18 protein-coding genes are annotated in these 20,617 nt (G+C 69.8%); 9 read left to right on the top strand and 9 right to left on the bottom strand.

Annotated features, from left to right (window positions below):
* Window positions 1-4 precede the first annotated feature (4 nt).
* On the top strand, window positions 5-247 hold the full coding sequence (locus tag HS048_RS35575) for a hypothetical protein (RefSeq protein ID WP_196470238.1): 243 nt from the start codon (window positions 5-7) through the stop codon (window positions 245-247).
* Between the two features lie 224 nt (window positions 248-471).
* Here HS048_RS35575 and HS048_RS35570 read toward each other — a convergent pair whose 3' ends face one another.
* On the bottom strand, window positions 472-762 hold the full coding sequence (locus tag HS048_RS35570) for a hypothetical protein (protein ID WP_196470237.1): 291 nt from the start codon (window positions 760-762) through the stop codon (window positions 472-474).
* Between the two features lie 59 nt (window positions 763-821).
* Window positions 822-4,334: a DNRLRE domain-containing protein gene (locus tag HS048_RS35565; protein ID WP_196470236.1), complete on the bottom strand. Its 3,513-nt coding sequence runs from the start codon at window positions 4,332-4,334 to the stop codon at window positions 822-824.
* 878 nt (window positions 4,335-5,212) lie between these two features.
* On the opposite strand from HS048_RS35565, the gene HS048_RS35560 reads away from it, so the two are divergent.
* The 3 genes from HS048_RS35560 (at window position 5,213) to HS048_RS35550 (ending at window position 8,929) form a co-directional block, all read left to right on the top strand.
* Window positions 5,213-5,740 carry a hypothetical protein gene (locus tag HS048_RS35560; protein WP_196470235.1) on the top strand — a complete coding sequence of 176 codons (528 nt, stop codon included), beginning with the start codon at window positions 5,213-5,215 and terminating at the stop codon, window positions 5,738-5,740.
* A gap of 469 nt (window positions 5,741-6,209) precedes the next feature.
* A complete protein-coding gene (locus tag HS048_RS35555) occupies window positions 6,210-7,127 on the top strand; it encodes a hypothetical protein (RefSeq protein ID WP_196470234.1) in 918 nt (305 codons plus the stop codon).
* Window positions 7,124-8,929 carry a hypothetical protein gene (locus tag HS048_RS35550; RefSeq protein WP_196470233.1) on the top strand — a complete coding sequence of 602 codons (1,806 nt, stop codon included), beginning with the start codon at window positions 7,124-7,126 and terminating at the stop codon, window positions 8,927-8,929. The genes HS048_RS35555 and HS048_RS35550 overlap by 4 nt, the downstream gene beginning before the upstream one ends.
* 1,408 nt (window positions 8,930-10,337) lie before the next feature.
* Here HS048_RS35550 and HS048_RS35545 read toward each other — a convergent pair.
* Both HS048_RS35545 and HS048_RS35540 read right to left on the bottom strand, forming a co-directional pair.
* Complete coding sequence (locus HS048_RS35545) at window positions 10,338-10,955, bottom strand: alpha-ketoglutarate-dependent dioxygenase AlkB (protein ID WP_196470232.1); 618 nt, start codon at window positions 10,953-10,955, stop codon at window positions 10,338-10,340.
* Window positions 10,956-10,987: 32 nt separating this feature from the next.
* A complete protein-coding gene (locus tag HS048_RS35540) occupies window positions 10,988-11,239 on the bottom strand; it encodes a hypothetical protein (RefSeq protein WP_196470231.1) in 252 nt (83 codons plus the stop codon).
* A 312-nt stretch (window positions 11,240-11,551) separates the two neighbouring features.
* On the opposite strand from HS048_RS35540, the gene HS048_RS35535 reads away from it, so the two are divergent.
* Window positions 11,552-12,178, top strand: coding sequence for an HNH endonuclease family protein (locus tag HS048_RS35535; RefSeq protein ID WP_196470230.1), 627 nt, complete (start codon window positions 11,552-11,554; stop codon window positions 12,176-12,178).
* A 95-nt stretch (window positions 12,179-12,273) separates the two neighbouring features.
* Here the strand turns inward: HS048_RS35535 and HS048_RS35530 are convergent, their stop codons facing one another.
* Entirely contained in the window at window positions 12,274-13,488 is a 1,215-nt protein-coding gene (locus tag HS048_RS35530) for a DUF6461 domain-containing protein (protein ID WP_196470229.1), read from the bottom strand.
* Window positions 13,489-13,527: 39 nt separating this feature from the next.
* On the opposite strand from HS048_RS35530, the gene HS048_RS35525 reads away from it, so the two are divergent.
* Both HS048_RS35525 and HS048_RS35520 read left to right on the top strand, forming a co-directional pair.
* Window positions 13,528-13,710, top strand: a complete 183-nt coding sequence (locus HS048_RS35525) for a hypothetical protein (protein ID WP_196470228.1) — start codon at window positions 13,528-13,530, stop codon at window positions 13,708-13,710.
* Window positions 13,711-14,076: 366 nt separating this feature from the next.
* A complete protein-coding gene (locus tag HS048_RS35520) occupies window positions 14,077-14,529 on the top strand; it encodes a lamin tail domain-containing protein (RefSeq protein ID WP_196470227.1) in 453 nt (150 codons plus the stop codon).
* Here the strand turns inward: HS048_RS35520 and HS048_RS35515 are convergent.
* The gene (locus tag HS048_RS35515; RefSeq protein ID WP_196470226.1) at window positions 14,514-14,906 is read right to left on the bottom strand and encodes a hypothetical protein; all 393 of its coding nucleotides are present in this window, start codon (window positions 14,904-14,906) and stop codon (window positions 14,514-14,516) included. The genes HS048_RS35520 and HS048_RS35515 overlap by 16 nt on opposite strands.
* Before the next feature lie 259 nt (window positions 14,907-15,165).
* Complete coding sequence (locus tag HS048_RS35510; RefSeq protein ID WP_196470225.1) at window positions 15,166-15,309, bottom strand: hypothetical protein; 144 nt, start codon at window positions 15,307-15,309, stop codon at window positions 15,166-15,168.
* A 262-nt stretch (window positions 15,310-15,571) separates the two neighbouring features.
* On the opposite strand from HS048_RS35510, the gene HS048_RS35505 reads away from it, so the two are divergent.
* Entirely contained in the window at window positions 15,572-17,932 is a 2,361-nt protein-coding gene (locus tag HS048_RS35505) for a WD40 repeat domain-containing protein (protein WP_196470224.1), read from the top strand.
* A gap of 113 nt (window positions 17,933-18,045) precedes the next feature.
* Here HS048_RS35505 and HS048_RS35500 read toward each other — a convergent pair whose 3' ends face one another.
* Window positions 18,046-18,459: a recombinase family protein gene (locus HS048_RS35500; protein WP_255529889.1), complete on the bottom strand. Its 414-nt coding sequence runs from the start codon at window positions 18,457-18,459 to the stop codon at window positions 18,046-18,048.
* 87 nt (window positions 18,460-18,546) lie between these two features.
* Window positions 18,547-18,936, bottom strand: a complete 390-nt coding sequence (locus HS048_RS35495; RefSeq protein ID WP_196470222.1) for a hypothetical protein — start codon at window positions 18,934-18,936, stop codon at window positions 18,547-18,549.
* A gap of 115 nt (window positions 18,937-19,051) precedes the next feature.
* On the opposite strand from HS048_RS35495, the gene HS048_RS35490 reads away from it, so the two are divergent.
* Window positions 19,052-20,569 (top strand): hypothetical protein, encoded by a 1,518-nt coding sequence (locus HS048_RS35490; RefSeq protein ID WP_196470221.1) that lies wholly within the window; start codon window positions 19,052-19,054, stop codon window positions 20,567-20,569.
* Window positions 20,570-20,617: the final 48 nt, after the last annotated feature.

The raw sequence follows: 20,617 nt of genomic DNA, 5'->3' as shown, positions 1-20,617 counted from the left end.
TACCATGGATTTCGCCCGCTTCACCCGCGCCGCGAGCGACATCGCCACCGAGCGGCACCCGTCGTTCGGCTACGGCATCTACCATTACATTGGCCGTCACCTCGGTCACATCGAGGCCGTCACCGCGATCGGGTTGCTGCTGCGGGAGCTGTCCATGCTGCTCCTGGCGCTGGACGCCGCCGACACCCCCCGCAAGGTCGGCCACGCGATGGCCGGCCCCATCCGGCTGCCGGTGGCCTGGAGTTGATGATCGGTCGATGCACTGCAGATCCAACGTGCTTCTGGACCCGCCTGCGTTCTGGTTTCCGGTCCCTCTCAGCGCGCGTTACTGCTGCGATCCGTCGTACAGACGGAATTTATGACTCACCGTACTGGAATCGGTAGATCAAACCCACCGCACGCAACACCGCTCGGAGCGGTCAGCTCCATATGGGGGAGCGGACAGCGATGGAACTGGCTACTCAAGCCGCCCTACCATACAAGCTCGGCGGCTCTCCATAAAGGAACTATTAATCCCAGAAGAAGCCACCATGACAGCACCCGACAGCCGATTATAAAGCGATATGCAGCAATTGCCGCTATGCCGGTTAGCGCGATATAGATTAGAGAGTCGATGTTGGCCTTGAGGAGTGGCCAACCTTTGGCATACCCACCCCAGCCCGTCCATGCGGCAAGGAACAATGACCAGTAAAAAATTGCACAGAAAACGATCGCCGCCACGATAAACCTTGCAACCGAGGTTGATTTGTTTTTGCCCGGCATGATCACTCCATTGGATGCAGGCCGGGGGGCCGGTTCGCGGCCCCCCGGCCCTGTCTATGCTACTTAACTATCTGGTATTTCTTGACGCAGCCCGGAAGCTGGGAGGCCAGACAGTTGGGATCGGTGAGGGGGTTCGAGAAGATGAGCTTCGTGGATTTGCTGCCGTCGCTGTAGACGTCTTGGCGATACACCTCATGTGTGGGCATCTTGTCGTGATCGCCCTTGAACCAGTATCCGCCGGATTTGAAGAGGGTTTGATCGCTTCTGTAGCTGATGTCCGCAAATGGAGTGCAGTAGGGATTTCCCACGTTGTGAAGAATCACAGAGTCTCCCGAGAGGCCGTTATTGCCCGAAGGGTACATCTTGATTCCTGACGAGCTTGCGGTCTTCGTGGATTGACGCCACCTGGAACCGTCGGCCCGTTGCACGTATCGACTCGTCGAGTGGACATCCTTGTACATGAGGACACTCTTGTTTGCGAAGTCGTACTTAACGGCCACGCGTGTCCGGTACTTATTGGTGTTGAACCCTTTCCCTCGGTCGTCTCCCCTGAACCAGTAGTTCGCTCCGGTTTCGCATCCGGTGTACTTGGTGCTCCCGAAGAAGTCCGGCGACTTGATCCATCCCCATGGGATGTAGGCCTCGTACGTGGTCCACGATGCCGTGATCTTCTTGGAAACCGCAGTGGCACCGAACGACCGTGCCTGACCAGCCGTGCCATCGGTGGGCAGACCAGCCAGCTCAGCGATCTGAGCACGGTCCAGCGCAGGGGGAGAGATCTCTACGCCGTACTGCAGGACCGGGGCTGCGTCCTCGGCGGCCGATGTCTCATCGAGAGACTGCGCGGAGGACGAGCCGAAGGACTGGGCAGTGGGCTCTTCACCCGACGGCTGATCCATCGACTCATCACTCGACGGCTCTGCAGTGAGAGAAGCCGTCCACTCCTCCCACGACGGTGCAAGACCAGTCTCGCCAGCGCCTTCACCGGTCTCATCCACTACAGGGTCAGGCTCCGGTTCCCCTTCCACCTCGGTCGGTTCCTCAGGCGCGGTGGGTGTTTCTTCCTTGCCTGTCGGAGTGGAGACGACGGTGAGGCTGCTGTCTTGGCCCAAGACCGTCGGAACGCTCACCTCTGATGCCGACAGCGCGACCGTGTCGCTGCCGACCTCGAGGTAGTGGGACTTCTGGTCATCGACCGTGGCGCTGTCTTCTGTCGAGGAGTGCTCCTGGCCCCACTTGATGTCAGTGCCGTCACCAGCCGTCACCACGGTCATCGGGGTCAGACCGGACGCGGCCTCCGGCAGTGTGACAAGGACCTTGCCCATTGTGGTGATCTTGTTGTCGGCAGCTACCGCAGCCAGGACAAGGCTGCGGTACTGGGGAGCCTGCATGGCGATGTCAGCCGAGGCCACTGTGCCCTGCCAGACCAGTTCCTCATGAGCGTCGTCCACCAGCACGTACTTGACCGCATCAGAGCGGGACTGCCAAGCGAGCTTGGCGGTCTGGTCGATCACCTCAGCAGTGATCAGCGGCTGGGCGGTGGTCTGGACCCCGACGCCGAAGGTGTAAGGCGTCACCGCAGAGTTCTGCAGGGCCACATCCCGCGCCTTGGCGTAGAGGATGTGCTCGCCGTCGGCGGGGCTGATGGTGATGGTGAGCGGATCTCCGCCGGTGCCGTCGGGGTCGGCGACCAGGGTGGTGGGGCTGGGGTTGTCCAGGGCCCAGTAGTAGCCCGAGCCGTCGCTGCTGGTGGTGTCCAGGGTGCAGGTCACCTCGCTGCCGGTGTTGGCGGTCCAGGCGTCGGCCGGGTAGTCCGGGCAGTCGATGCTCGGGGCGGCGGGCGGCTGGCCGTCGACGGTGTAGGTCGACGAGTACGCCGACCAGGGGCCGTAGTCCAGGCCGTCGAAGCCGCGGACACGCCAGCGCCACTTCTGACCGTGAGCGATTTCGCCGGCCGGGACAGTCATCAGCTTCTGGGCGCCAGCGGGCACCGAGGCGCTGCTGGTCCACAGGACGGTCCCAGCGGGGGTGGAGACCTCGTAGTCCAAGCGCATCGTGCCGCCGTCGGCGTCGGCAGCCGCGGCGTACAGGCGCGGGGTGGCGGTGGAGTAGGCCACCTTGTCGGTGCCGGTGGTGACGCCGGTGGTGACGGTGGTGGCGGTGGCCGGGTAGGAGTTGTAGGTGACCACCAGTGCCGGCGGGTGCGCCGTACCGCCGGCGCTGTAGTTGCCGGAATGGAACCAGCGGGCCGAGCGGAAGTCAGTCTCACTAGCACCCACCACGTGCACCCCGTAGTTGGGCGAGCCGGTCGCCCAGGCCTGGGTGATCGCGGTGATCGGGAACTTCATCCAAGTGGAGTCGTAGGCGCTCTTGACGGTGACCGCGCCGGTGGCGTATCCCCCCGGCTGGTTGGACCAGTTGGTGGTGGCCGTGCTCCAGTTCGCCGACAGGCGGCGCACGGTGACGCCCGGCCCGGTCTGGCTGGAGGTCCAGATGTCGGAGGTCCACAGCCGCATCTCGGCGGCGGTGACGTGCTTGCCGCCCAGGGAGGCGACGTTGAACTTGATCAGGGAGCGCTGCTTGGTGTCCCCGCCATCGGAGGAGCCGACCTTGAGGTAGTCACCGTTGGCCATGTCGGCGATGTGCGTGCGGACGAAGCCGTCGGTGTAGACGCCGAGGGTGGTGGTGGGGTCGACGACCACCGGGTACTGGGTGGCCGGATCGGCCAGGAAGTCGGCGTCCGGTTTGAGGACCAGCATCTGCCGGCCGTTCTCGGTCACCACGCGGGTGTCGATCTCCGACGGGGCCGCGGCCTCGGCGGCGGCGTCGGCCTGCTCGGCGGCGGCCTCGTACATGACCGGCTGCGGCGCCGAGGCGACGGTCTTGCCGTCCTCGTCGGTCAGGGTGAGGCTGCCGCTCTTGGTCTCGGCCAGCTTCAGGCCGTCGGTGTCGACTTCCAGCTTGTACTCCACCGGCCCGGCCGGACGCTCGCGCAGCACCACGTCGTGGCGGAACCCGGTAGGCAGCGCGGTGACCACCAGGTCGGCGCCGGGACCGGCCGCGTCGGTGTAGGTGGCCTTGCTGCCCTCGACCTTCGGGGTGGGCAGCGCCTTCGGCCACGACAGGGCGAACGACTCGTCGGCGGCGTGCTCGAGCTTGGCCATCGGCGCATCAGCGCCGCCGGCGGAGATCTCCACCTCGCCCTTGGCCATCTTCGGCACCAGCACCCCGTCCCGCTCGATCAGGGTGGTGTCGATGGCGTACCAGTCGCCGCCGCGCTGCACGCGCACCGGGGACGGGTTGATCTCCGTGGTGAAACTGCCGCTGGGTTCGGCGTAGGTGACGGTGGTCTCGGTGGTCTCACCGGTGATCAGCACCCGGCTGCCCTGCAGCCGCGCTGCGAGAGCGGCCGCGGTGCGATCGGGGCGTTCGGTGACCGGCGAGGTCTTGACCGGAGGGGTCACCGCTGCCGAGGCGGCGCTGGAAAAGCCGAGAACGGCGGAGGTCTCCGCGACCGAGGCAGAGGTGACGGCGACTGCGGCCAGAAGGCCGATCGCGACGGTTCGCGTCATGCGTTGGCGTCTGCGAGCAGAGCCGGGCAAGGCGGGCATGGGTTGTCCCACGACACACTCACAAGCAGGTAGGAGGGATATGCGACGGGTAACCGTACGCACGGCCGCTCGATGCCTTATGTCGGCTTTACGCCCGTCGACTGCGATCTACTTCCGCTTGGCCCGACGTTACGGGGCATGTTCATCGGCGTGGTGGGTCCGGTTGTCGGCCGGGTGTGGTGCAGGTCCTCGACGGGAGCGCGCTCGGCGTGTCATCGGTCGTATTCCCTCACCTCATCGTCGGTGAGGTGCGTCACGGCCGGGCTGGAATCCCCGTCCCAGCGAAGATCGAAGAAACTTTGCCAGGCTTTACCTCATTTGCCGTTTGCGGTTACACCCATCCACCGCTCTTTGTGTTCGCATCATCACCATGTGTATCGATCGGAGGGTGGGCGACCTCGCCCTCCCGTGATCACCAATCGCGTGATCCGGGCCCTGGCGATCTCAGGGCCGAGTACGAGCCTCTTCAGCGGAGTGCGCTCACGGTGCACGCACCACAGGCCGAAGGCCGCGTCCGCGAGACGGATCACCCGCGACATCACGCGGCGCCGCGGTCCCGCCGGGCAGAGCATCGCAGGCTTTCCAGCCGATGCTTTCCGTACGCGTGGCTTCCTCGCGGATCCGGCTTTCATACTTCGCCGGATCACGTCGCCGAACACCGCGACCGGGTCCTCGTAACATCAGTCGCAGACAAAGGGAGGGGCGGCTAATAATTAGCGCCTGCAAAAACCTCTTCCGAACGCGGAGCGGAAATCCGACAGCACGAAACACGCATGCTGGGAAGCGACACGCTGCCATGCATCCGTCCTGCACCCGGGCAGCCAATATAGTGTCGGCTCATGCGGGATCAGTACTGCGAGGAAGCCACTCCTGTCTTTTCTCATGTACTTCTTCATGCACACGACTGCCTGGAGAAGGCCCGGAACGAAGCAGCCGCACTCGAAGCCGAACTCGACCGTATCCGCAGGGAGATCACCGAGCTGGAGACCACCATGCACGTCCTGAAAAGCTGGGAGAACACGGCGACCTTCCATCCGCCCTCCCTGCAGGTCGCTCACGCGGACACCGACACGGACCCGGCCTCACCGGGGCGGAAGGCGACCGAGTCGCCACCGCCGGCCCGGAGGGGAAGGCCCGCCAGCCCGCGGATGGCCAACGTCATGAACCTGCTCGCCCAGGATCCTCGCCGGTGGTGGAAGAACCGCGAGATCGCCGATGCCATCGGCGAGGATCCCCGCCTGCTGAGAATGACACTCAGCTACATGGTGGACGACGGCCGCCTCGTCAAGAACGCGGACGCCTGCTATCGATACGGCCGTGAAACCCTGCCGCAACCCGCGAGTCCGGAGACGGCGGCGGCCATGTAGCCGCTATTCGTCTCCCTGAACGGAGAACGTGAAAAGGCCGCCGTCGAGGCGCAACTCGACGACGGCCGAAACGACAATCCCACACACTCATCTGATGGTTCGTCGTGCCTGCGACCTTACCGCCATGCGAGCGGTGAGGCCGGTATCCGGCGTGCCGTCACGACGGCGTGTCTTCCCGAAGCGGGAGATACGCGCCAGGATGGCCATGAACGTCTTCTCCACCGAGCGTGAGACGAAATCCCCGTCCCGCGTCCACCCGCAGCACCCGCTCCCGACTCATGATCGTCAGCAGCCTATGCCGGCACCCGACCGCGGCGGAGCCGGGCCGGACGGTGCGCGACCCGTCACCGGGCAGGAACTCCCCGGCGACCGGCCCTCGACATCAACTCCATCACGGCCGGCCACTGACAGTGACGCCAGGGCGTGCTATAGCGAGAGCAGGAGCCCTTCGGGCGTCTACCTGTGGCAGGTGAGCGTGGCACAGCGCATCGACACCTACGTCCCGGCAGGCTCGCCCCCGGGCTGGAGCCGCGTGGCCGGCCAGGTGCGCCGCACCATCGCCACCGCCGAGCCGCTCACCCCGTACTCGGCCGCGGAGCTGCTCAGCGTGCTGACCCGGCTCGCGCTGTTCGCCGACGCCGAAGGGCTGCCCGCCCGGCCCGAGGTGTGGCTGTCGCGGGAGGTGATCGAGCGGTTCGTCACCGCAGGCTGCGCCCCTCTGGCCTCCGGCACCCGGGCCACCTACCGCAGCCGGCTGCTGCGGCTGCGCGAGGCCGTCCTCGGCGGCGAGTGCGCCACCGGCAGGCCGGTCAAGCTGTCGGCATCGACCGCCTCGCGCCCGTATGCGTCCACCGAGCTGGCCGCGTTGTGGGCGTGGGCGGGCGGGCAACCGACCGCGCAGCTGCGCCAGGGCTGCCAGGTGCTGCTGGCGCTGGGGCGGGGCTGCGGCCTGGACACCCCGGAGATCACCGCGGTGCGGGCGCACGACGTCCGCCGCCCCGGCCGCGGCGCGGTCGTGGTCGCCGTGCGCGGCCGCCGTGCGCGGCTGGTGGTGTGCCGCCGCGCCTGGGAGCCCGTCCTGGCCGAGGCCGCCGCCCGCCTGGACGGCCAGGCCGCCTACCTGTTCCGGCCCGGCCACCACGCCCGGGGCAAGAACACCGTCACCGGCTTCCTGGCCCGCACCCACCCCGCCCCGGCCGTCCCGGCGCTGAAGATGAGCCGGTTGCGGGCCGGCTGGCTGGTGGAGCTGATGGAGACCGGTGTGCCGCTGCCGGTGATCGTCGCCGCCGCTGGGCTCGACTCGCTGCACGCCCTGTCGCGGCTGCTGCCGTTCCTGCGCGGCGTCGAGGCCGCTCAGGCGGCCGAGCACCTGCGAGGGCGGCCGTGAGCCGCCTCACGCGGGAGGCGCAGCTGGCGGTGCTGCGCAGCCGACGCCGCCCCTACACCGACGCCGACCTGGAGTACGCCGTGCACCTGATCGCCGTCTCCGGCGCGGCGGCGCTGCTGGCGCCGCTGCTCGTCAAGCCCTGCGGCCGCCCCCGGCTGCTCACGGTGGAAGGCCTGCTGGCCGGGTTGTTCCTGTGCGCGCTGGAGCGCCCGGACGCCGTGCACCTGTCCACGGTCACCGACATCCTGCACTTCGCCGTTCCCGGCCCCTGGCGGCGGCGCTTCGGCGTCAAGGACCGCGCCGACGACTGCCGCGGGTTCGAGGCCGCCTACGCCGTGGTGCGCCGCCTGTTCGACGCCGTCCTGGCCTGCCTCGACCCTTCCCCCCTGCCCCGCAACATCCGGCTGCCCGCCGAGACCGCCGCCGCGCTGCGCGCCCGGGCCGACCCCGCCGACCTGGCGGGCAGGGCCGAGCGGCTGCGCGCCGTCGTCAACGGCATCGTCGAATCCTCCCTGGATGCGATCCGCGACACCCTCGACCGGCACTGGGACGGCTCGATCGGCATCGACGCCACCCCGATCGCCACCTACGCCCAAGGCGTCGGCACCGGCGGGACGCACACCGCCACCGACCCCGACGCCGGCTGGTACATCCGCGCAGGCGACCACCGCGACCCCGACACCGGTCCCGAGGGGTCCGTCGCGGCTCGCGCCGAACGCCCCTCCTCCGCCGCACGCCGTACGGCAGGCAAGCGCAGTAAGCACACCACCGGCGCGAAGCGGCCCGGGTTCCTCAAGCACCTGTTCGGCTACGACGCCACCCTGGCCATCGCCCGCAACCCGCACACCGATCCCGACGCCGCCGCGCCCGGGTGCGGCAACCCTGCCCTGCCGCCAGCGCTGGTGGTCGGCTTCACCCTGGACCGGCCCGGCGCCGCCCCGGGGCGCAACGCCGTCGCCGTCCTGGCCGACGTCCGCCGCCGCGGCCACGCCGCCGGCTACCTCGCCGGTGACCGGGCCTACAACAACTCCGACCCTGAGACCTTCCAGTTGCCCGCCCGCGCCCTGGGCTACCGGCTCGTCTTCGACTACCGCGACGACCAGCTCGGCATCCAGTCCGGCGCGCACGGCGCCCTGCAGGTCGAAGGCCGCTGGTACTGCCCCGCCCTCCCCCAAACACTGATCGACGCCACCCGCACCTTCCGCACCACCATCGCCCCCGACGCCGACCCGGCCCAGGCCGCCGCTGCCGCCGAGACGTACCGGCGGCACCTCACCGCCCGCACCTCCTACGAACTCGTCCCCAAAGGCCGGCCCGATCCCGAAGGCCACCAGCGATGGTCGTGCCCGGCCACCGCCGGACGGCTCCAGTGCCCGCTCAAACCCGCCAGCATGGGCACCGACGTGCGCCTGCCGCTGGCCGACCCCGCGCCCGGCCCGGCCGGCCCGCCGACGATCTGCCGCCAGCACAGCATCACCCTGGCCCCCGAGCACGGCGCCAAGCATGCCCAGGCCCTGCCGTACGGCTCGGCCAGCCACCGGCGCGTCTATGCCCGCCTCCGTAACAGCAGTGAGGCCTTTCACGGCTACGCCAAGGACGACGCCTGCGAGGCGATCCAGCGCTCCCAGGGCCGCCGCATCCGCGGCATCGCCGCCCAGAGCCTGCTGCTTGCCTTCCAGCTCGCCCACGCCAACCTCAGGAAGATCTCCCGCTGGCTGGACTCGCTGCCCGGCCCCGAAGGTCGTCCCCGCCGCCGGGTGCGCCGCCGCCCCACCAAACCCCTGACCGTCTGGGTGCCGTAGACGACCGCGGATCGGTGCCGGAGGCGGAGCGGTCGGTTCCCACGGCGCAGCAACCGGTAAAAAGTGGTGCAAGCGGCTCGCAAGCCGGGCCGGGTAGACATCTCTCCATGCCCGAACACCGCGCGGGAGCCGCAGAAAGCACTCGGCCCCGGCTCTTGCGAGCCGGGGCCGAGTTCCGTCACTGTCGGACCACCGATTTCGTCGGCGGCCCAGGTGTGGATGGTATGGCCGGGCGGCAGAAAGACGTACACGGCGTCGGTGTCCAGGTCGGTGATGCGCAGACCGTTCAGCTCCCAGTCGTCCCAGCCGAGCAGGCCGCCGGCGGTGTGGTGGATGCGCACGCCCCGGCGCAGCAGCGGCGCGGGCAGGCACGGGGACAGCCGGGCCCGCCAGTGGAGGGTGGCGTTGGCGATGTCCCCTGTCCCGCCCCGGTGCCAGCGTTCGCCGTCGGGCAGGTCGGCCATGCCGTCGTCGTCGGAGTCCACGTACCGGTAACCATCCAGGTCGGCATCGCTGTCGGCGTTTTCGAAGATCAGCTCCTGGCCGCCCAGGCTGATCCGCTCGGTGGAGCCGTCCTCGATGCCGTCCGCGCCGGTGTGCACGGTGACCAGGACCCGGCAGATGTGGCCCTGGTCGCGAAAGACGGTGTTCCAGATCGGGCTCTCGTTCACCTTGAACCGGTAGATCGGGCCCTTCTCCGGCGGCCGGTGGTAGTAGACGCGGTTGTCGTCCATCAGATCGGTGATGGTCAGGCCCATCAACGTCCAGTTGTCGGCGCCGATCTCACCGCCGGAGGTGCTGACGTGCTCGAATTCGAAGCCCCGCCACAGCGCCGCGTCGCTGACGCACCGGGGCAGGCGGGCGCTCCAGGTGAAGGTGGTGTCGGGCAGGTCACCGGTGCCGCCGCTGTGGTACTCACGTCCGCCCTCGAACAGGAACGATTCACCCGCCCTGACACCGCCCGATCCGCCAAGCCGGACGATCAGCTGGGACTCGTCGCGGATGCCATCGGATCCAGTCGTTAATTTGATCTTTATGCCGCACACGACCCGGTCGTCGGCGCGCACGGGAAGGACCGTCAGCAGCGGCGCCAGGAGGATCCCCGTGATCAGTGCGGCCAGGAGACGTAAGTGCGCGCCAGCCATGTCCCATCTCCCCGTTTTTCACCTATTGGCCCCCATAAAGGCCTCCTCAGAGTGGCGCCCATCAGCGGGAGGTGCCAGTAGCGATCCGGCGAGGGGAAAGTGGCCGAGGCGCGGGAGCGTGGCGGCACAGACGGCCGCCCCGTGACGGAGGAGGCCGCCGCGACCGCGAAGCGGCCTGGCCTCCGTAAGTCGCGGGGTGACCGTTAAAGGTCTGTGTGACGGTGTGATCGACACAGCGTCCCGCCGCCGGGAAAGCGGCGAGGTCAGCGGACGCCGCGCGGGCGGAACTGGATGCTGATCCTGGGTCCCACCGGCTTGGCCGTTTTGGGGATGGCGTGCTCCCAGGTGCGCTGGCAGCTGCCGCCCATCACGATGAGGTCGCCGTGGCCGAGGTCGTGGCGCACCGTCGCGCCGCCTTCGCGGGGGCGCAGGAGCAGCGCGCGGGGCGCGCCGACCGAGACGATGGCGACCATCGTGTCCTCGGTGCCGCCGCGCCCGATCGTGTCGCCGTGCCAGGCGACGCTGTCGCGCCCGTCGCGGTAGAAGCACAGCCCCGCCGTGGCGAACGGTTCTCCGAGTTCGGCGCCGTAGTGGGCGTCGAGTGCAGCCCGTGCTTGTTCCAGCATCGGATCGGGCAGGGTCTGTCCCTCGTCGTAGAAGGCGAGCAGGCGCGGCACGTCGATGACCTTGTCGTACATGTGCCGCCGCTCGGCCCGCCACGGCACGCCGGTGACGAGCCGTTCGAGCAGGGCGTCGGCGCCGCAGATCCAGCCCGGCCGGACATCGATCCAGGCGCCGCGGCCGAGCTGGACGCGCTTGACCGTGAGGGGGCCCGGCCCCTCCTCGGCGCCCAGGTCGAGCAGTGAACCCTGAAACAGCATGCGCCCAGGGTAAATGAACTGATGTTCGATTGTCATGTGGGCGTCGCAGCATCTCGTGCACCGTCCGCGTGCCCTGCCGGGTGTCGGCTGTCACCTCCGGGGTCGTAGCGCAGCCCGGCTCCGGCCGACAGGATTGCTGGAGCGAGCTGCCGTACGAGCAGCAGTTCATGGCAGGTCAGGTGACCGAACTTGATCTGCTGCGATACCGGCATCATGGCCGACGAGGTGAGTGCCGGGCCGAGCAGCGTCGCCGTCGGGTCGCACACGGCCTCGAGGGCAGTCACGCTCCGGGACTGCCCTGAAAGTCTGCGAGGCAGCCGTAGGCCTCCGAGCTGTTCATGAAGATGTCACGCCTGATTTGGCTCGGTTCTTGCCTGCCGATCCCTTCCCGATCCGGGTGCTCGCGCAGGTCACCAGCCCATCCGGCACAGCAGCGGCAGCATACGCCCAAGCACGCCGCGTCCGCTTGTCACACCTCGCCCTGGGCGGCACGCATGCGGCTTGGGAGGGTCCGAGATGTCTCCTGCGTTTCGCCCCCTGACCAGGACACCCTCCCCCTCGTCCTGGCCGAGACCCCGGGGACAGAAAGGCTCGCCATGCGACGAGTCGTCACCGCAGCCGGCGCCTGCCTGAGCGCCCTGACCCTCACCACCGCCCTGACCACCACCGTGGCCTCGGCGACCCCGCCGAACATCCCCACCGCGAGCACCGCCGCCACCCGCCTGGCCGCCCTGACCGTGGCGGCCGAGTCCAACGCCAGCTCCTACGACCGGGACCTGTTTCCGCACTGGATCACCATCACCGGGAGCTGCAACACCCGTGAGCAGGTCCTCAAGCGCGACGGCACGAACGTCGTCGTCAACTCCAGCTGCGCGCCCACCGCAGGTTCCTGGTACTCGCCGTTCGACGGTGCCACCTGGAGCGCCGCGAGCGATGTCGACATCGATCACATCGTGCCCCTGGCCGAGGCCTGGCGCTCCGGCGCGCACGCCTGGACCACCGCCAAGCGCCAATCCTTCGCCAACGACCTCGGCGGGCCCGAGCTGTGGGCAATGACCGACAACCTTAACCAGGCCAAAGGCGACCGCGACCCGGCCGCCTGGCAGCCACCGCAGAACCGCTGCCTGTACGCACGAGCGTGGATCCAGATCAAATACCACTGGCAGCTGAGCCTGCAGAGCAGTGAGAAGACCGCGCTGCAGACCATGCTCGCCACCTGCTAACCCTCCGACCCCTCTCACCCCGGTCCGGCGGCCCCCGGTCTGTCGTCCCCGTGCGGCGGTGCCCGCCGGATCAGCCCGCAACGGACGCGGTCCGCTCACACCGAACCGGCGCGCAGCGCCGCGATGACGGCCGCCGCGTGATCGGGATCGGCCATGACCCGATCAGCGCTGACCAGGGCGAGGTGGATGTCGTAGGCGGCCGTCCTGGCATCGGGGGACAGGGCATCGCGCACCGCGGAGGCCGCCTGCCAGCGCGGGCGGGCCGCGTCCTGCTCCTGCTGGCTCGGGTAGCGGCGCGGTGTGCAGGTCGGGCAGGTCGGCATGCCGGTCGTGGCGTCGACGAAGGTCACGCTGTAGAGGCCGCCCGGTGACCGGTGCGCCTGCTCACACGAGTCCACGCTCCACTGTCCGGTAACGGTGTCGATCGGCTGGCCGGTCAGGTCCGATTCCCAGACGCGGATCAGCTGGGCGAGGGGAGAGTCGTCGGTGACCTGCGCCGTCTGGCCCTGTTCGGCCCGGGCGAGCGCCTCGGTGAGCACCGGATGGCCGGCCACGCCGGCCAGCGCGCACTGGCGTCGCGCTTCGGCGATCGCGGCTCGTCGTTGCAGGCCGGGGGAGGCGTCGTCGATGGCCTCGGCCATCTCCCGGTTGAAGGAGCGCAGCAGGTGCGTGGCGAGCGGGTCACCGGTCGGGGGGTCCTCGGGCGCCGGGGTGGTGATGATCCCGCCCAGTAGCGGCCCGTCCAGCATCTCGGGGGTGAACAGCACCCCGCAGATGCGGCTGGCCAGGGCGAGGGCCGCCGAAACGGAGACGGGACCGGACAGGGACGCGAACTCTTCGTCCGGTTCGGGTTCCAGGCCGAGTTCGCGCATGTCGGCGTTGAGGGCGTCGGGGTGGCTGCCCCAGCGTTCCTGGGGCCGCTGCGGGGCGAAGGTCGTCCGGATCCGGCCGTCGGCGGCATGGGTGAAGTCGTGCGAGGCGGCGTAGTCGTGGCGCATGACGCAGACGGCCTCACCGCCGTCGCGGGTCACCTCCCGCAGCGTCTCGGGCCGGGTTCCCTCCCAGCCGCTGTATTCGAAAGCGATCGTCCAGTCGCCGGCCCGAACGGCCAGGACCATGTCGCAGCAGCCGTCGGTCTCCTCGATGCGCTCCATGACCTCCTCGGCATCCAGTGGCCGGATGTCGTCGTCGGCCACGCCGAACCGCCGGAGCGTCTCGCGCTCGTCCAGGCCGCGGACGAAGGTGACGGTGTAGATCTCCTCCCAGTTCCGTTCCTGCCAGGCGTATTCCTCGGGCATGACGGTGCGCATCGGCTCTCCTCGGGCCCTCTCCTCATGATCGCGGCGAGTATGGCAGTCAGACCCGACAGTCCCGCCGCCGATCCTCACCCGTGCGGTCCCCTGCCTGGTCGTGACGGCTCCAGCCGGCCCCCGCCCGGCTCCTGGTACTCGCTGTTCGACGGCGCCACCAGGACCGCCGCGAGCACACCGGTGCCCCCGACCAAGGTCTGGCGCCCGGCCACGCCTGTCTGAACCGGCCAGGCGCCCCTCTTTCGCCCACGCGATCAGGCGGACCCGCAGCTGCGGGCGACGACCGACGACCTCGACCAGGCCGAAAGCGACCGCGGCCCGGCGGCCGCCGCACCAGCGTCGCCTGGACACGCGCACCTGGAGCCAGATCACCTACCCCTGGCAATTGGAGCCTGGAGCCGACCGAGGGCCGCACCGCAGGCCCTGCTCGCCCTCCTGCGGACCCCGGTCCCCGTCTGCCGCTTTCCGGTGGCAGTGAGCGCCGCACGTTCACCAGGAGCCCCAACCGAAACCGCCGCACCGGCCAACCCGGGCGCGAGCTGGGCCGTCTTGAGTGACGTTGCGTCCCTTCCACCTGGAGGTTTCCTGGTGCGTCTGCTCTCGGTTCTCGGTTCGTCCCTGCTCGCGGCCACCGTCCTGGCTCCCGCACTGCCGGCCCAGGCCGCAGCTGTCCCGGCCGTGCAGATCACCCGGGTCCACTACGACTCCCCGGGCGTGGACCGGCGCAGTAACACCAGCCTCAACGGGGAGTACGTGACGATCGCCAACACCACCCGGCGCTCCATCGACCTGGCCGGCTGGACGATCCGCGACAAGACCGGCTACACCTACACGATCGGCGACGACGTCCTGCTGGGCGCGGGCAAGAAGCTCACCTTGCGCACCGGCCAGGGCCGCGACACCGCCACCACCCTGTACTGGGGCAGGCGCGCGTATGTGTGGAACAACGACCGCGACACCGCCTCCGTGCGCCGCCCCGACGGCCGCCTGATCGACGCTTGCGCCTACAACTCCACCCGCGCCGACTACACGACCTGCTGAACCCCGGCCCTCAGCGACGGAGAAGACCCGCCGGGCCCGTCGCCCGCCGTCGGCCGAGCGCCGGTGATGCGCTGCTCCGCACTCGCCAGCACGGCGGCGAGCATCCGCTGCGGATCGTGTCCGGGCAGCGGCCCGAGCCGGAAGCGCAACCGGCCGGCGAGTTCACCGGCCAGCTCGGCGAGCGGCTCACCGGCCACGGACGCGGCCAAGGCATCGAGCAGGCAGGCGATCGCGTCTCCTTCCGCCCAGGTGAGCAGCGGCCGCTCCAGCGGCGGCCGGTGCCGGGCCGCATCGATTTGGGCGGCCAGCGCGTCGGCGAGCTCCATCCGCTGCAGCCGGCTCGACCCGCCGACGGCGGAGGCGTTCAGACTGTCCATGCGACCAGCCTGGCATTCTGCCTGCCGGGCGCGTGCCGGTTCGGTCAGAAGCAGGCCTGCGGGCACGGCTGATGCGCGCGGGCTCAGCAGCAGAGGAGGGCGCTTTGCCCCTTATGCTGCCGAGGGGAGCCCGCCAGCATGAGGGGCCGGTAGGAAGACCCGCGCAAGGCTCGTGCCCGCCCGGTCCGATCCTCCGCTGCGGCGAAGACGGGCCGCGGCCGTGCGAGGGCAAGTCGTCCCGCACGGCCGCCTCCAGCCGCTACTCGTCCTGGTCGCGTTCGTCCCCGGCCGGGTGGGCGCGGCGGTGCTGCGCGCGACGGGCCAGTGCCACGGTGGTGTACAGGCCGATGCCGGCGCCGGCGACCTGGAGCAGCTGGGTGAGGACGTCGAGGACCCGGGTCATGATGCACTCGCTTTCAACGGCAGGAGCGGGGAGGAGCGCGGGTCGGGTATGCACCCGGCAGTCGCGCCGGCCGCGCCGGGATCGGTGCGGCGTGCCTCCACAGTCCCTCCCGCCGGGGTGGTGTTGACGATCTCCGCCAAGGTCTTACGCCGAGCGAACGCATCGGTACACCAGCTGACGGGCGCTGACAGGATCAGCCGGGTTCCGGCCGGTTGACGGGAAAGGCCTTTACGTTTTCTGACAGCGTGGCATCGTTCCCACCATGGCTGCCCACCCCCCGCTCTGCGCGGCAGAGGTTGCGCTGGAGGAGTTGCGTGCCCGGCTGGGGCGCTTGCACCGGCATGCCGGGGAACCCAGCACGCGCCAGATCGCGGGACGTACCGGCAAGGCGATCAGTCACACCACCGTGCACGGAGTGCTGCGCTGTGCCCGACAGCCGCGGTGGGGACAGCTGGAACTGGTGGTGGAAGCCCTCGGCGGGGACGTGGACGAGTTCCGGCGGTTATGGGTGGCGGTACGCGACGCCCAAGATCAGATGACATCGATCGCGCCCGCGGCCGCCCCCGTCTCTGCGGCGCTCCCCGCCACCGCCGCCCCGATCGGTGAGCCGTTGGCCGACCATACCGATACCGTCTGGTCGACGGCCTTCCACCCCGACGGCCACCTGCTGGCCACCGCGAGCAGCGACCGCACGCTGCGCCTATGGGATCCGGCCACCGGTCAGCCGGTCGGCGAACCGCTGACCGGCCACACCGACACCGTCTTGACCGTGGCCTTCCACCCCGACGGCCACCTGCTGGCCACCGCAAGCTGGGACCGCACGGTACGGCTGTGGGATCCGGCCACCGGTCAGCCGGTCGGCGAACCGCTGACCGGCCACACCGGTCCGGTCTGGTCGGTGGTTTTCCATCCCGACGGTCACCTGCTGGCCACCGCAAGCCGAGATCGCACGCTGCGGCTGTGGGATCCGGGCACCGGCCAGCCGGTCGGCGAACCGCTGACCGGCCATGCCGGCCCCGTCAACGCAGTGGTTTTCCATCCCGGCGGCCATCTGCTGGCCACCGCAAGCCGGGACCGCACGGTGCGCCTGTGGGATCCGGCCACCGGCCAGCCGGTCGGCGAACCGCTGACCGGCCACACCGACACCGTCCTGACCGTGGCCTTCCACCCCGACGGCCACCTGCTGGCCACCGGAAGCGACGATCACACGGTGCGGCTGTGGGACCCGCGCACCGGCCAGCCGGTCGGTGAAGCGCTGACCGGTCATGCCGGTCCCGTCTTCGCGGTCGCCTTTGCTCCGGATGGCCACCTGCTGGCCACCGCGAGCCGGGACCGCACGCTGCGCCTGTGGGACCCGGGCACCGGCCAGCCGGTCGGCGAACCATTGACCGGCCACACCGACACTGTCTTGACCGTGGCCTTCCACCCCGACGGCCACCTGCTGGCCACCGGAGGCCACGATGCAACAGCCCGGTTGTGGATGATCAACGCTGATCGGCTTCCGCACACGGCCGTCCGGGAGCGGGTACGACGGTTCCGTGCCCAGATCGCGATGCTGCGCCAGGACAACGAGCGGATCCGCCGGGAGCGGGACGATCTGCAGCGGGAACGCCACGAGCTGGTCGCCCGGGTGGCGGAGCTGATGACCGCGCTGAAGGACGCTCAGGCACCTGCCTTCGAGGTGCAACCTGCCTCCAGCGGCCAGTGGAGGCCGCGGGGCGCGCCGTTGACCGGCCACACCAAAACGATCTACGCGGTGGCCTTCTCCCCTGACGGCCGTCTCATCGCCGCAGCCGGCTCCCACGGGGTGGCGCGCTTGGACCCGGTGACCGGCGCTCTCATCGGCACGCCGCTGGCCGAGGATAAGAACCCCATCTTGGGAATGGCCTTCTCTCCCGACGGCCGCCTGCTGGCCACGGCCAGCCACAGTGGTGCGGCCCGGCTGTGGGATGCGGCCACCGGCAACGCGATCGGCGAGCCGCTGATCGGCCACACCGATTCCGCCTACGGGGTGGCCTTCTCCCCCGATGGGCGTCTCCTGGTCACCGTCGGTTTCGACAACCGGGTGCGGCTATGGGACCCGGCCTGCGGTGAACCGGCCGGTCAACCGCTGACCGGCCACAGGGACGGTATCTGGACAGTGGCCTTCTCGCCCGGCGGCCGTCTCCTGGCCACCGGTAGTGCCGATACGACGGCACGCCTGTGGGATGTGGCCACCGGCGCCTCGATCGGAAAGTCCCGGCCACTGACCGGCCATACCGGTGGAGTCTTGGCGGTGGCCTTCTCCCCCGGCGGCCGTCTGCTCGCCACCGGCGCTACCGACCACACCGTACGCCTGTGGGATCCAGCAACCGGCAAAGCGATCGGCGAGCCGCTGGTCGGCCACACGGGCGCCGTCGCCGCGGTGGCGTTCCACCCGCATGGCCGTCTGCTCGCCACCGCCAGCGTCGATCGCACCGTACGCCTGTGGGATGCGGCCACCGGCAAAGCGATCGGCGAGCCGCTGGTCGGCCACACGGGCGCCGTCGCCGCGGTGGCGTTCCACCCGCATGGCCATCTGCTCGCCACCGCCGGCGACGATTGCGCGGTACGCCTGTGGGAGGGCATGCGCCCGCCTTTGTGATGGCCGCCGTCATCGAGGTGAAGCGGTCACCCGTGATCGGGAGCATGGAGTTCTCCGGACCGAGACCATCAGCGGGACCGCGCAGGGGCGGCCCGGGTCGCGCACGCGCACCTCTACGAATGATCCGGGTCATCCGGGGTGGCGCACTGCCCCCTTGGAGACCACCGTCGTTTCCGGGAATGATCGCCGGCTGATCGCGCGCGACGGCCGGGAGGGGGAAGTGCCCGCTTGTGATCGGAAAACCCTCCCCGTCGGCGGAGCGTCTGCTTTACGGTGAGTGCTCCCGCGGCCGCCAGGCCGTCCAGGGCGCGCTCGCGGATCAGGTCGCGCTCCATCTCCGCGGCCATCGCCGCCACCAGGAACAGCAGCTTGTCCGCGATCGACTGGCCACCGAGCCGGTGCACCCCGGCGCAGACGCCGAGCAGGATGTGCAGGTTGATGCCGTGCGAGGCGAGCTCGTCCTCCAGGAACACCAGCAGTTCCTTCACGCAGCGGGAGAGACGGTCTCCTCGACGACCTCGCGGCAGTGCGCCTCGCGTAGAGCGCCCAGCTGGAGCTGGTGGTCCCGCGCACGGGTGGAGACGTTTCGACGGCTGAACGTGGCTATGAACGCGTCAGGACCACTCCAGGTCGTCGAAGGGGTACTCCTGCGGACGCCACACCATCCAGTCTTCGCGGTCGGTGAACCCGCTGAGCATCGCGATCTCGGGCCCTTCCAGATGGGCGGGTTGCGGTTTGACCGTCACCGAACCACGCCCGAAGTCGACGACGAGTCCCGCCTCGGGGTTTTCCGTCGTCGCCAGGACGGTATGGCCGATCAAGGCGCACAATGCGTCCCGGTAGCCGGGATCACCCATCACACGGACCGCGGAGTCCAAGCTGACCTGGGGCCAGACGAACAGGGTGAATCTCGGCCCGTCGAAGTCCAGCTGCACGTAGTCGCGGACGAAGACCACCGACCCCAGCTCCTGGCCGATCAGGGCGGACAGCAGGGAATCGGTCATGGCGAGGCCTCCAGCGCCGGTCGATGGCAGGACAGCGCTGGTGAGGCCGACTGCGGCCCCACCAGCGTTGAAATAATCACACGCCAGGTGATCACGATCCGGGCAGGATGTCTTCGTGAACCACGTCCTGTGCGGCCTGGCCGCCAATCCGGCCCTGCCGCCCGAGCTGGTCGACCGGCTGATCGCGGCCGCCGACGACGACATCGCCGCACAGGTGGCCGAGCGGCAGGACCTCACCCGCACGCAGGCCGCTGCGCTGGTCTCCCGCGTCGAGCAGAGCGCTGTGCGGCTCGCGGAGCGGGGGCTGGTGACGGCCGATGACGTCGATCCCGCGGCGCAGCCGCTCGCCGCCCTCGCTCTGCTCGCCGAAGGTGCCGGTCGCCCGGCGTGGGCATGCCTGCTGGCGACCGATCCGGTCGTCGAACACCGCGAGCAACTGGCCGCCTGTCCCGGCCTTCCCGCCGAGGTGCAGGAGATCCTCGCCGCGGACGCGGAGCCACGGGTCGTCGCGGAGCTCGCGTCGCAGGCCTCATCGGACATGGCCGCTCGACTCGCGGCGCATCCCCATGCCGGGGTCCGCTGCGCGGTGGCGGCCAACGAGGCGGCACCGCCGGCGGTGCTGGCCGCGCTGATCACCGGCCAAGGGCTGCCGCCGGCGCGGTCGTGCCTGGCCTGCGACCGAAAGGAGACGCCGTTCATCCACGATCCGCAATGCCCCAGGCTCGACTGCGACCTGCCGCCGGGCGCCGCATGCGACGGCTCCCACGGGTCCACCGTTCATCAGATGCAGGTGAACGCACTGTGGAACCCGGCCACGCCCGCCGCGGCCGTCGCCGGTTTCGCCGACCATCCCTCGATGCCGCTGCGCTGGCCGCTGGCCGTCCGCCCCGATCTGCCTGCGGCGGCCTACGAGCGCCTCGCCGCCAGCCCGGAAGCCGGTGTCCGCGCCGCCCTCGCTGAAAATCCCGCGATCGGCGACGACCTGATCGCCGTACTGGCCGCCGACCCCGACCCCGACGTACGGCGCGGCCTCGCCCGCAATCCGCGCGTGCCGCTGGAGGTGCTCACCCGTCTGGCCGGCAGCACCGCAATCGGTTCCACGCTGCTGCCGCGGATCGCCGCCGCCTCGCGCGCCGAGATCGGGGAACTGGCCGCCTCACCGGATCCGGCCGTGCGGATGCTGGCGGCCGAACGACGTGATCTGCCACCCGAGATCCGCGATGCGCTGGCCGCCGATCCCGACGCCAAGGTGGTCAAGTCCATCGCGCCGCACCCGGGCCTGCCGGATGTCTGGCTGCGCGCCATGGTGGAGCGGCACGGAGCGCGGGTCGTGGCCAAGGTGACGAAGAACCCGGACGCCGCACCGGCGTTGCTGGAGGACCTGGCCCGGCAGCAGCCGCCGGTGCGCAAAGCGCTGCGGGAGATCGCCCGGCACCGCAACGCGACGGCTCCGGCGCTGCTGGTCTGCTTGGCGGACCGGCAGGCCAGACCTCTGGCCGCCGCTCACCCGGCTCTGCCGCCTCAGGTCATCGCCGAGTTGCTCGCCGATGACGACTGGCGGGTGGTGGAGGCGGCGGCCGCCAACCCGGCCCTGCCATCCGAAGTGATGTCGAAGCTGGCGCCCTGGCGGTGAAGTTCACGGGTATGGGGCATTGCGGCTCCGGTTCCGGTCTGCGGCCCG

It is taken from the genome of Planomonospora sp. ID91781 (assembly GCF_015711595.1).
Lineage (GTDB): Bacteria > Actinomycetota > Actinomycetes > Streptosporangiales > Streptosporangiaceae > Planomonospora > Planomonospora parontospora.
This window is presented reverse-complemented; position numbering and strand designations above follow the sequence as displayed.